9 protein-coding genes are annotated in these 11,716 nt (G+C 54.2%); 8 read left to right on the top strand and 1 reads right to left on the bottom strand.

Going from position 1 to position 11,716, the window contains the following annotated elements; genetic code table 11:
• Positions 1-10: 10 nt before the first annotated feature.
• Together Poly41_RS08075 and Poly41_RS08070 are read left to right on the top strand one after the other, a co-directional pair.
• Positions 11-823 (top strand): inositol monophosphatase family protein, encoded by an 813-nt coding sequence (locus Poly41_RS08075; protein WP_146525770.1) that lies wholly within the window; start codon positions 11-13, stop codon positions 821-823.
• A gap of 94 nt (positions 824-917) precedes the next feature.
• On the top strand, positions 918-6,902 hold the full coding sequence (locus Poly41_RS08070; protein WP_231615509.1) for an alpha-2-macroglobulin family protein: 5,985 nt from the start codon (positions 918-920) through the stop codon (positions 6,900-6,902).
• A 936-nt stretch (positions 6,903-7,838) separates the two neighbouring features.
• Here the strand turns inward: Poly41_RS08070 and Poly41_RS08065 are convergent.
• Positions 7,839-9,140: a transposase gene (locus Poly41_RS08065; RefSeq protein WP_197231149.1), complete on the bottom strand. Its 1,302-nt coding sequence runs from the start codon at positions 9,138-9,140 to the stop codon at positions 7,839-7,841.
• A gap of 304 nt (positions 9,141-9,444) precedes the next feature.
• Between Poly41_RS08065 and Poly41_RS08060 the strand changes: the two genes are divergently transcribed.
• The 6 genes from Poly41_RS08060 (at position 9,445) to Poly41_RS08035 (ending at position 11,490) form a co-directional block, all read left to right on the top strand.
• Complete coding sequence (locus tag Poly41_RS08060; protein ID WP_146525391.1) at positions 9,445-9,927, top strand: type II toxin-antitoxin system VapC family toxin; 483 nt, start codon at positions 9,445-9,447, stop codon at positions 9,925-9,927.
• Complete coding sequence (locus Poly41_RS08055; protein WP_146525390.1) at positions 9,914-10,144, top strand: hypothetical protein; 231 nt, start codon at positions 9,914-9,916, stop codon at positions 10,142-10,144. Before Poly41_RS08060 ends, Poly41_RS08055 begins: the two co-directional genes overlap by 14 nt.
• 66 nt (positions 10,145-10,210) lie before the next feature.
• On the top strand, positions 10,211-10,699 hold the full coding sequence (locus tag Poly41_RS08050) for a type II toxin-antitoxin system VapC family toxin (RefSeq protein WP_146525389.1): 489 nt from the start codon (positions 10,211-10,213) through the stop codon (positions 10,697-10,699).
• A complete protein-coding gene (locus Poly41_RS08045; RefSeq protein ID WP_146525388.1) occupies positions 10,677-10,910 on the top strand; it encodes a hypothetical protein in 234 nt (77 codons plus the stop codon). Before Poly41_RS08050 ends, Poly41_RS08045 begins: the two co-directional genes overlap by 23 nt.
• Positions 10,911-10,930: 20 nt before the next feature.
• A complete protein-coding gene (locus tag Poly41_RS08040; protein ID WP_146525387.1) occupies positions 10,931-11,269 on the top strand; it encodes a DUF6883 domain-containing protein in 339 nt (112 codons plus the stop codon).
• Positions 11,266-11,490, top strand: coding sequence for a DUF4926 domain-containing protein (locus tag Poly41_RS08035; RefSeq protein WP_146525386.1), 225 nt, complete (start codon positions 11,266-11,268; stop codon positions 11,488-11,490). Before Poly41_RS08040 ends, Poly41_RS08035 begins: the two co-directional genes overlap by 4 nt.
• Positions 11,491-11,716: the final 226 nt, after the last annotated feature.

Raw genomic sequence — 11,716 nt, 5'->3', positions numbered from 1 at the left:
GCCATTGAAGATGCAACCCAACGAGTTTCTTCAAACCGCGATGGAAGCGGCACGTCTCGGCGGTGATGTGTTGATGCGATATTTCCGCGATGGCGTCGCCATGCGCAATAAGATCGAACGGAGTGGCAAGACCTACGATTTGGTTAGTGATGCGGATGTCGAAAGCGAGGATCGAATCGCTGCGTTTCTGCGTCAACGCTACCCGGATCACGAACTGCTCGGCGAGGAATCGCTTTCGGCTGGACGAGCAGATGCCGAGCATCTTTGGGTCATCGATCCGCTCGACGGCACAAACAATTTTGCGCATCGATTGCCTCATTTCGCGGTTTCGATTGCCTACTACTTTCAAGGTCAACCGATAGCGGGTGTGGTGCTCAACCCCGCGACCGACGATTGGTTCACGTCGACACGAGGTGGCGGTGCTTTCCACAATTCCCGTCCCGTTTCGGTGTCCGATGCCTCCTCGCTAGGTCAATCGATGATTGGATGCGGGTTTTATTATGACCGTGGAGCGATGATGCGAAGCACGCTCGATGCGATTGGTGAGTTCTTTGAACACGAGATTCATGGTATTCGGCGTGTGGGTACGGCGGCGATTGACCTGTGCTATGTCGGTTGTGGCCACTTTGATGGTTTCTTTGAATACAGCCTGGCCCCTTGGGATTTTGCAGCTGGACGTTTATTTGTCGAAGAAGCAGGTGGCACCATCACCGATTCCGCAGGGAGCCCGCTACCGCTCTCGAAATCCTGTCTGGTTGCCAGCAATGGACGGATTCACCCCGCGATGATTGAAATCACAGCAAAGCATCGAGTTTCCCACTAAGAAATCGCCGCGAACTTCGTCTGCTTCTTAGCCGGCATGCTAAAATGCCGTGCGCTATGTGGTCCGCTTTTCGTCCGCTCTGGAAGGTTTTGACGTGTCGACTCGAAAATTCTGCCTCGCAAGCATCCTGGTACTGCTTCTCGGCCCATGGTTGATCGCTGAAGACCCCGGAAATGGCTCGGAAGAATCCTCCTGGACCGCGGTGCAAGAAGCGATCAGCAACGGCCTGCCCAAAACGGCGATTGAAGAATTGGAGCCTATCATTCGTAACGCAAAAGACCATAAGAAATACGCGGAAGCTGTCAAAGCGATTGCAATGAAGATTGCTTTGGAAGGAACGATTCAAGGCAACCGCCCCGAAGAGAAAATCGTAAGGTTGGAGGCTGAAATCGAAGAGGCTCCACAGCCGATGCAGCCGATCATGCAAGCCATTTTGGCCGATTGGTACTGGCATTATTTCCAGCAAAACCGCTGGCGATTCATGCAACGGACGCAAACGGCTGCTGCGGTCAGTGACGACATCAACACATGGGACCTGTCCCGGATTTTGGCAGAGGTCTCGGGGCACTTTGACAAGGCACTCGAAAATGGCGAACGGCTCCAAAGCACGCCGATTGCTCGGTATGACGATTTGCTCGAAAAGGGGAATGTCCCGGACCGATACCGTCCCACCCTCTGGGATTTCATCGTCTACGAAGCGTTGGAGTTTTATCAATCGGCTGAACAGGCTGGAGCAAAATCACAGGACGCATTTGACTTGTCAGCCGACAGTCCCATCTTTGCGCGGGTGGAAGCGTTTGTGAGTTGGAAACCCGATTCGGGTGACACCGAGTCCGCAACGCTGAAAGCCATTGGGTTGTACCAACAATTGCTAGCGTTTCACTCGGCCGATGATGACAGGTCGGCGTACCTCGACGCGGATCTCTCGCGATTGGTGTTTGGAAAGAATCAAGCATTCGGCGAGGAAACGCAGGCTCGTTTCAAGGCGGCCGCAAAGCGGTTTGCCGACAAACACGCGGAGCACGAGGTCTCGGCTCGCGCCCTGCATGAAATCGCGCTCGTGGTTCATGGGGAAAACGATTTCGTCGAAGCTCGAAGGATTGCCGCGGAGGGACTGGCGAGGTTCCCCGAATCGATCGGCGGGCGACATTGTTTCAACTTGATCCAACAGATCGAGGCGCCTTCGGCTTCGGTGTTGACCGAACGCGTTTGGAATGATCCTTGGCCGACGATCGATGTGCGTTACCAAAACGTGGACAAGATCTACTTTCGTTTGGTCCGGTTCGATTTCGAAGCCTTCATCCGTTCCGATCGCTGGCGGACGCATCCGTCGGACCCCAAGACTATGCTCACATCCACACCGGTCAAGAGTTGGTCGGTTGATTTGCCAAAAACCGAGGATTATCAAGCCGCGGTTGAAGAATTGCCAGTTCCCCAGGACGTGGAGCCGGGATCGTATTTCTTAATCTCCAGTCATCGAGAAGATTTTGCTGAAGCAGACAACTCGGTAAGCTTTACCGAGGTTTGGGTCAGTTCCCTGGCTTTGGTCTTGCGAAATGAGCACGGATCGGGCGAGCTTGAAGGCTTTGTGCTTGATGCGAAGACGGGTGAGCCGATTGTGAACGCAAACGTTCGTTCATGGACGATGCAGAATCGAAGCAAAACGCTCTTGCGGACGGTTCAGACCGATGCAAACGGTTTGTTTCGGATCCGTGGTGAACCGCTCAACGGCTTGCTGTTGCACGTGTCTGCCAATGGCCAAGGCTTGTCAGCAGCGGAAACCCCGTCCATCTATCTACAGCCAGATCGGCAAAAGACGACGCTTAGCACTCAGTTTTTCACCGATCGTGCCCTGTATCGCCCAGGACAGACGATCCGCTACAAGGGAATCTGCCTGAGCGTCAATTCGCAAAGCAACCGTTACGAAACCCTTGAGAGCCAAAACGTCGTGGTGGTGTTTGCTGATGCAAACAACAAGGAAATCGAACGCGTGGTCCATCGCACCAACGACTACGGAAGCTTTAGCGGCAGTGTGACGGCGCCACGCGACCGTTTGATGGGACGCATGTCGTTGCGAGTGGAGGGTGAACCGTCGGGACAAACGTCGATTCGTGTCGAAGAGTACAAACGTCCTAAGTTCCAGGTTGAAATCGATTCGCCAAAACAGGGGGCCAAGCTTGGCCAGATCGTCAAGTTGCAAGGCAAGGCAACGGCTTACACCGGCGCTGCGATCGACGACGCTCAGGTGACTTATCGAGTGGTGCGTGAAGTGCGGTATCCCATTTGGTGGTCCTTCTGGATGCAGCGAATGTGGATGCCCGATCGAACGGGCGGCAGTCAAGAAATCGCTCATTGTTCCACACGAACCGACGCCCAGGGTGTGTTTTCGATTGAGTTCCCGGCCAATCCGGATCTCTCGATTCCTGAAAAGAATGATCCAACCTTTCAGTACACCGTTTATGCCGACGTGACAGATTCGTCCGGTGAAACACGATCCGATCAACACATCGTCCACGCCGGCTACGTGTCATTGTCTGCGGTCATGTCGGCCGACGATTGGCTCCATTCTGATGCCCCGGTGGAGATTTCGATCACGACCAAGACCCTCGATGGCGAAGGCCAATCGGCGGTGGGAATCGTCTCGATCTATTCGCTGAAACAACCGCTGGAGGTGATTCGCAAATCGATCGGACAGGACTGGTATCGTGCCAGGATTTCGGACGACGAGGCGAGCGAGGACCCGAGTGGTTGGGAACTGGGTGATCGGGTGCTGGAACAGCCGTTTGAAACGGACGGTGCGGGAAACGCGAAGCTGAGTGTCGAGATGGAGCCGGGGATCTACCGAGCAAAATTAGTGACTCGCGATCGCGATGGCAAGGAGGTCACGGCGCTACTGCCGATCCAAGTCGTTGATGTCGAGGCGGATCGGTTCAACACGAAGGTCCCAGAACTGTTCCGGGTGCAAGAGGATTCACTTGAGCCAGGAGAAACGATGCGAGCTGTCTGGGGGAGTGGCTACGACTCTGCTCGAACGTTCGTTGAAATTGAACATCGTGGCAAACTGCTCCAAAGCTACTGGACCGATCCCGGCAAGACACAAGTCATGATCGAGCAACCGGTTGAAGAGTCGATGCGCGGTGGTTTCACCGTTCGCACGACCATGGTCCGTGAGAATCGTGCTTATCTCAACACGCAAGCCATCGATGTGCCTTGGAGCAACAAGCATTTAAAGGTCGAGTGGGAGCACTTTACTTCGAAGCTGGACCCCGCGGCGAAAGAAACTTGGACCGCGATCGTTTCGGGTCCGGACGCTGGCGAGACAGTGGCAGAGATGGTCGCAACCCTTTACGACGCTTCACTCGATGCATTTCAAATTCACCGCTGGCAACAGCATTTTTCCGGCTTCTACCGAGACCACAGCCGGATGGGATCGAGTTTCCAGAATTCGCAGCAATCGTTGCACCCTTTCTTTGGCCGGTGGAACGTGGAACGGCGTGACGTTGCCTGGGTGTATCGGCACTATCCGAGTCAAATCAAGGACAACTTGTTGGGCTATCAGTTCCGCGGTCGGGCGATGATGCGAGGCGGTGGCATGGGAGGGATGGAGGGGATGGCTTTTGGCGCCGCGGCACCCGCGATGGACGGCGCCATGGAAGACGTTGCCATGGAAGAAGCAGAAGCCTTACCGGCGGCCGTTTTTGCGATGCACCCGTCTGTCAAAGCACAGGTCGAATCCGTAGGGGGTTCCCGTCCACCGGACGTCGATCTCGACAACGTTTCGGCTCGCAAAAATCTAAAGGAAACCGCGTTTTTCTATCCTCATCTGATCGCCTGTGATGACGGAAAGGTGCGAATGGAATTCACGATGCCCGAGGCATTAACCCAATGGAAGTTCCTTGGTTTTGCCCATGACCGAAAGATGCGCAGCGGACTGCTCGAGGGAAGCACCGTAACGGCCAAGGACTTGATGGTCCAACCCAACCCGCCGCGTTTTGTTCGTGAAGGCGATTTGATCGAATTTACGGTGAAGGTTGTCAACCAATCGGCAACGGCTCAAACCGGCCAAGTTCGGCTGTCGTTCGCCGCGGCGAAAAGCGGTGACGCCGTCAACGAGGAACTTGGCAACACTCAAATCGATCAATCGTTTGATCTTTCAAGCGGCCAATCGCAAACGTTGTCGTGGGAGATCAACGTCCCCGAAGAGATCGGATTCTTGACCTACAAAGCGGTAGGATCGACGGGGAAATTGTCCGATGGCGAAGAGGGCTACTTGCCTGTTCTGTCACAGCGGATCTTGGTGACCGAATCGTTGCCGCTGCCGATTCGGGGCAAGCAGGTGAAGGAGTTTGAATTTGAAAAGCTGATTCAATCGGCTGACTCCGACACGCTTCGCCATGAATCGTTGACGTTGCAGGTCGCGTCGAACCCTTCGTGGTATGCGGTGATGGCGTTGCCATACTTGATGGAGTACCCGCATCAATGCAGCGAGCAAACGTTCAACCGCTTGTACGCCAATGCACTGGCGCAGCACATCGCCAACAGCGACCCCAAGATCGAGCGTGTGTTTGAGCAGTGGCGTGGTACGCCTGCGCTCGATAGCCCGTTGGAAAAGAACGAGGAACTCAAGTCGGTGATGCTTGAGGAAACCCCCTGGGTTCGCGAGGCAGACAGCGAAAGCCAAGCGAGACGCAATGTGGGGATTCTGTTCGATCCGAATCGACTTGCGGAGGAAACCAATCGTGCACAATTGAAGTTGACGGAAATGCAACAGGATGACGGGGCATGGCCATGGTTCCCCGGTGGACGGGGGAACGACTACATCACGCTTTACATTACCACTGGCTTTGGCCGCATGCGGCACCTGGGTGTTGAGATCGACACCGCTGCCGCTGTTCGTTCGCTGGCCCGTCTCGATGCTTGGGTGACCGAGCGATACGCAAACATCAAGCCGCAAGATCGCGATCAGAATCATCTTTCGACAACGATTGCGATGTACCTTTATGGCCGCAGCTTCTTTTTGCAGGATCAGGCGATTGCAGCGGAGCATCGCGAGGCGGTCGACTATTGGGTCGATCAGGCTCGGCGGCATGGGTTGAAACTTTCGTATCGTCAATCTCAAGCTCACTTGGCGATTGCACTGAAACGTTTTGGGGACCTTTCTTCCGCTCAAGCCATCATGCGATCGATCAAGGAGCGATCGGTTTCGAACGACGAGATGGGGATGTACTGGCGAGAAAACGAACTGTCATGGTGGTGGTACCGGGCACCCATCGAAACGCAAGCGATGATGATCGAGGCATTTGATGAAGTCATGGACGATCGCGAAGCGGTGGAAGATTGCAAGGTGTGGCTGCTCAAGCAGAAGCAGACTCGCGATTGGAAGACCACCAAGGCGACCGCCGATGCCGTCTATTCGCTTTTGCTTCGCGGCAGCGACTTGTTGGCATCCGACGAACTCGTGGAGGTCGATCTCGGCGGTAAAACCATCGAGCCAGAATCGGTAGAGGCGGGAACCGGTTTTTATCAACGGCGACTGACCAAGTCCGAGATCGAGCCTGAGATGGGCAACATCACGATGCGAAAAATGGATGACGGTGTCGCCTGGGGGAGTTTGCATTGGCAATACATGGAAGACATCGCCAAGGTGACTCCTCACGAGGGTACACCGCTCAAGCTCGAAAAGGCCTTGTTTGTGAAAAAGAACACGGCAGACGGGCCGACCCTGGTGGCCGTCGAGGCTCCGGTTCACGTCGGTGACGAATTGGTCGTACGGGTGGTGTTGCGAACGGATCGTGATATGGAATACGTCCACATGAAGGACTATCGTGGTAGCGGCACCGAACCCGTCAACGTCTTATCACGCTATAAGTTTCAAGATGGACTCGGATATTATGAATCCACTCGCGATACGGCGACGCATTTCTTCATCGACTACTTACCGAAGGGAACGTACGTCTTTGAGTACAGCACGCGAGTGCAACTGCGCGGCGAGTATCAAACCGGGCTCGCCATGATCGAGTGCATGTATGCTCCCGAGTTCAATAGTCACAGCGAGAGTTTGCCGATCGTGGTGCAATAGGGGTTTGCAAAAGCAAACCCCAGTCGCTCGCGGGGCGTGCAGGTTAGCGTCACACACCCAGAGTGCATTGGTATGGAGACAAGTCTCGCTCATGGATTCTTGCTCCCTTCTCCCCCGAAAAATGAGGTCGTCCGGTTTTTAAGTTGTGACGAACACAGTGTTTCGGTATCCAACCACCCCTGCCCGCGAGCGCTCGTTGTACCCCACATCCTAATCCGGTGAAATTTTTTTGGCTCCTGGTCCGAATGTGTTCCATGCGTTGGACAGGTCGTGGCAGCGTTGCATTCCGATCCACAAGGTCTGCGTCGCTTGTCCGATTTTTGCGAAGGTGTAAGCTTGCTGAGGCTCTTGCGCACCTAGGTTTTTTGGCTCATCCGGCGGAAGCGTGCGCAGGAGGTTTTCGAGGCATCTCTCCGGTGTCCCATGATTGCTGGCAGGAGCTATTTTCACTTGTTATCGTGCAGTTCGAACCATGACATCGCTTTACGCTTGCTTGTCAAGCGTTCTAGCGGCAAGCGAGCCGATTCTTCGAGCTCGCGTTAAGCCGCTGAAGCTTCGACCATGCTTACCCTTGGAGTTGACTACCCCCATTTTTGCGCGCAACTTTGTGTTGCTTTGTACTGTTTGGCACTTCGCTGGTTCATTGCTTCCGCTCACACATCGAACCAAAATCCCACACTGGCAAAGTTCGCATTTTGGCTCTCTTTCGGAGCAATCACTTGATCTTACTCATTGGCCATGTTGAAGGATAAAAGCGACCGGTGTGACAGGACACAGGCTCACTCGCCTGGTCAATGTGCACCGATCATGTTGGACGGATGCCAACTGATAATGTCATGGTGGTCATCACCGGTCGCCAAGGTTCATTCGTCTGATTCGAAGTGGTTCCTCCCTAGGTTTCGTCATCCCAAAGGTGATTGCTGCTGCTCGTTTCGCCTAGGCCGCTTTGGTGTGCTCGCTTGCCATCACAAAGACGCGACTCGGATCGAATGGCTCGCCGCTCTTGTACCAACCGTAAAACATTTTCAAGATCTTTCGCATTACGCTAACATTCGCCTTCTGCCCCGGCATCTTGTCGGTGTCCTTCTTCTTCCAGTAGTAGTCGCCAAAAAGCTTCCGCCGACCGACCAGCGGAATCGCCATCAAGTTCAGTACGTAACGTAGTTCACTTCGGCCGCGACGGCTGATCGTCGTCCGGCCTCGCCATTTGCCACTTTGACGTTCGCACAAGTTCAATCCTGCATAACGCATCAGCTGCGAGAGCGTGCGGAAATCGTCCGGCGGTCCGATCTCGGCGACCAAACGCGAAAGCATCCGAAGCGTGACGACTCCCTTGCGTGGGGCAGGCAACCGCGGATCGGAAGATTGAAGCTCCAGGTAAAACGCTTGCATTTGACTTTCGAATTGTTGTTGCTGCAGCAAAAATGCCGTGATTTCCGAGTAAAGTTGCTGCACGGCGGTGGCTCGGATTTCTGCAAGTGTGGCGGCCAAGTCATCCTTTTGGGTGTTTGCTGTATCGTTGGCTGCTCGCCACAGCTTTTTCAGTGTCGCCTTCTTGGTGTGTTTGCTGCAAGCTTTCATTCGTGCGTAGAAGGCTTCCTCGCCCACCGCAAGAATCGCGTGCGGGTTGCCGGCGAACTGTTCGATCAGCGCCCGGCCGGTCGGTCCGTACAGCACCGACTTGTCCAATCGAAGATCAGCAAACAAATTCCTCAAATCAGCATGCAGTTCACACTTGGCGATCTTGATGCGGGCTTCACAGCGGAGGACCAACCGATGAAGTTCACGTAGCTGCGCGTAATGCTTATCAAGCTTACGGTTTTTGATCAGCTTGCCGAATTTGGCAACCGTCAGCGCCGCTTTGGGATCGCGTTGGTCGGTTTTGCCATGATCGGCAAATTGAATGGTTCGGAACTTGGCTACGGCTTCGCCATGCACCAACGCGGTTCGCATGCCGAGTTCGTCAGCCAGCTGCAGGAGTCGTCGATGATAGATGCCCGTTGACTCACAGAGGACACGAATTTGACAGTCACCGTGTTGCTTAACTTCGTTGCGGATATCTTCGAGCGTTGTGCGTATGTCGGAACTGTTGTTTTCACACTGACCACTGATTGATTTACCCGACAATTCCATGGCCCAATCCAGCGAATCACTGCCAACATCGAAGGCGACATTAACGATTCTGACGGCGTCAGAGATGTTTTGATTTTGTTGATCTAAAAGAGTTGATTTCGACATTGAGATTGTAGTAGAATTCATGAGGCTTCTTTCGTATGTATTGTCGAACCACGATGTCCAAATTGTTGGTTACGACCACTAACACCAAGTGAGCGAATCCTCGTGATTCAGCTCGTTTATTACATCGAGAGAAGCCATTTTCGTTTCAAAATCTAATAAGTCCACCTAAGAGTATGTGCACGGGAGGACGGCTTGCGCGGTTTGCAGAAGTGGAAAGTCTTTCGTCCGTCCCCCGTGATGTCTACCGTTCGCCGACCGAGATTCGAGATTCGCACTTGGAGCGTGAATCGCTTATAATGCCGCAATGGAAACTGCTTATTTGGAAACAACCGTTGTCGGCACGATCGCATCGCGAGACCATCCGGACCCGATCATGTTGGCTCGCCAGATGTCCACTCGCAAATGGTGGGCTGACGCTCCAGCCCGATTTGATCTAAAGATATCCGATCTCGTAATCGCTGAATGCAGTGCTGGCGATCCGATGGCCGCTGCCGAACGTTTGGCAATTATTGCCGGGATTGATCTCGTCACGCCACGAGAAGATGCCGAATCACTTGCGGAGGCTCTCATGCTCGGCAAGGCCGTTCCTGAGTCGGAACCACGTGACGCCGCCCACATCGCCTTAGCGGCCGTGCATGGATTGACTTATTTGGTCACCTGGAACTTCAAGCATATACTTAATCCACACCTTCAACGGCGGATCGGTGACATCTGCCGTGAATCTGGGTTTACTCCTGCGACCATCTGCACACCCGAACAATTGCTGGAATCCTATGACGACACCTAACCCAATTGAAGAAATCAAGGCGATTCGCCACCAACTCGGGGCCGATGCTGGGTACGACATTCATCGCATCTTTGCTGAATTACGCAACGCGCGGGCTTCTTCGGGACGTTCGTATGTTGATCTACCACCTCGACGAGTTGCGGCGAACCATGCGATGCAACGGAGCGGCGGTGGAGACGTTTCCGACAATAGTGAGTCAACTTCCGCCGCCCGCTGATCGCCGCCGTTCCCCGACTGAGGGGATTCAGCTGCGACCTTCACTCAATATCGCTACAATGGCGGTATGGACACTGTTTACATTGAGACTTCTGTCATCAGCTATTTGCGGCAAAAACCCGCGAAAGAGGTTGTAACCGCCGCGCACCAATTGTTGACCCACCAGTGGTGGGACACTGAACGCATGAACTACGCTCTCGTCGTTTCACAATATGTGATCGACGAGGCTTCCGCTGGCGATTCAACGCTTGCTGCAGACCGATTGAGCGTGTTGGCTGGCATCCCTCGACTACCGGGCGATCCTGAAATTGACCGAATTGCCGATGAAATCATGGCACGTGCAATCTTGCCGCCCAAAGCTGCTGTTGATGCGCTTCACATCGCCTCCGTCGCTCATCACCGTATACAATACCTCCTGACGTGGAATTGCAAGCACATCGCGAACGCCAGGATACTTCCGCGTGTCCATCAGGTATTGGTTGACCTTGGCGTTCCAATTCCCATCATTTGCACTCCGGAGGAGCTGATTAGCAATGATCCAGAAACCGAAAACTGACCCCATCGTTGACGAAATTCATGCAGTGCGACGTGAAATCTCTGACCGATTTGGCGGTGATGTCCGCGCAATAGCTGCCGATGCCAATGCTCGGATGCTTGCGTCGGGCTGCCCGATCTGGAAACCGGCGGGGAACCATCCGATGCAACCGAGCGGCGAAGTCGGACGTTTTGAAGTGAAAGATCAACCGTCGCCGCCGGCTGATCGTTAGCGTTCTCCCAAATTAGTTACATGCCGATACCTGATGCCGAACGAGCCGTGGTTGACGACGCAAAGGTGCGCGACTATTTGCTCAATCTCGGCCACCCAGACGGTGGTTCAAAGGCAATCTGGTTTCACTCACTGGGGTACACTCGCGACGACTGGCACTATCTTGCTGCGGATTTGCTTGCAATCGCCATGAACTGCGACGGATTCGATACCGAAACGACACGGTTTGGTGTAAAATACAAGGCTTCTGGTTCAGTTGGACGACCCAACCACTATCCAGGCTTGGTCCGCACCGTATGGATTGTTGAGGACAATGATCCGCCACGATTGGTCACTGCCTACCCGGATGATAAACAATGATCGCTGAACACTCCCTGGTTGTACTTGATTCTGAACCTCCGCACGAGAAACTCACACGCGGTGATGTTGGTACGGTGGTTCATGTCTACAAGGACGCAAAGGGCTACGAAGTTGAATTTGTTGATGGTGGAGGTCGAACAGTTGCCTTGGTTTCCGTAGGCGCGCACGATGTTCGCCCGATCAAGCCTGGCGAATTGCTCCATGCTCGAACCACCGTGTAGGGGAGAACCACGGGTTGCACCACAGGTCCGGTGGTTAGTAACTAGGCCATCACAACGTCATCCGCCGGACCGAGGTGAACCCTACCGTTGAACCCTACCGTTGAACTTAATCGAAGTGCTCCGGTGCAGTGCGCGGTGACTGCGAACACGTGGACAATGGGGTGACGCTGAATGGGGCGGCTCCGGTGCAGGCGGTGGTCCCGTCAACGCTGGCACGCTTCCTGCG

Origin of the sequence: Novipirellula artificiosorum (assembly GCF_007860135.1) — a bacterium.
GTDB classification, from domain to species: domain Bacteria; phylum Planctomycetota; class Planctomycetia; order Pirellulales; family Pirellulaceae; genus Novipirellula_A; species Novipirellula_A artificiosorum.
The sequence above is the reverse complement of the archived record's forward strand: the minus strand, read 5'-3'. Positions and strand labels throughout refer to the sequence as shown.

Coding starts and splice junctions, on each gene's coding strand:
- Poly41_RS08040 (WP_146525387.1), top strand. CDS start 10,931: ATGCCGATACCTGATGCCGAACGAGCCGTGGTTGACGACGCAAAGGTG.
- Poly41_RS08060 (WP_146525391.1), top strand. CDS start 9,445: ATGGAAACTGCTTATTTGGAAACAACCGTTGTCGGCACGATCGCATCG.
- Poly41_RS08045 (WP_146525388.1), top strand. CDS start 10,677: ATGATCCAGAAACCGAAAACTGACCCCATCGTTGACGAAATTCATGCA.
- Poly41_RS08055 (WP_146525390.1), top strand. CDS start 9,914: ATGACGACACCTAACCCAATTGAAGAAATCAAGGCGATTCGCCACCAA.
- Poly41_RS08035 (WP_146525386.1), top strand. CDS start 11,266: ATGATCGCTGAACACTCCCTGGTTGTACTTGATTCTGAACCTCCGCAC.
- Poly41_RS08075 (WP_146525770.1), top strand. CDS start 11: ATGCAACCCAACGAGTTTCTTCAAACCGCGATGGAAGCGGCACGTCTC.
- Poly41_RS08050 (WP_146525389.1), top strand. CDS start 10,211: ATGGACACTGTTTACATTGAGACTTCTGTCATCAGCTATTTGCGGCAA.
- Poly41_RS08065 (WP_197231149.1), bottom strand. CDS start 9,140: ATGTCGAAATCAACTCTTTTAGATCAACAAAATCAAAACATCTCTGAC.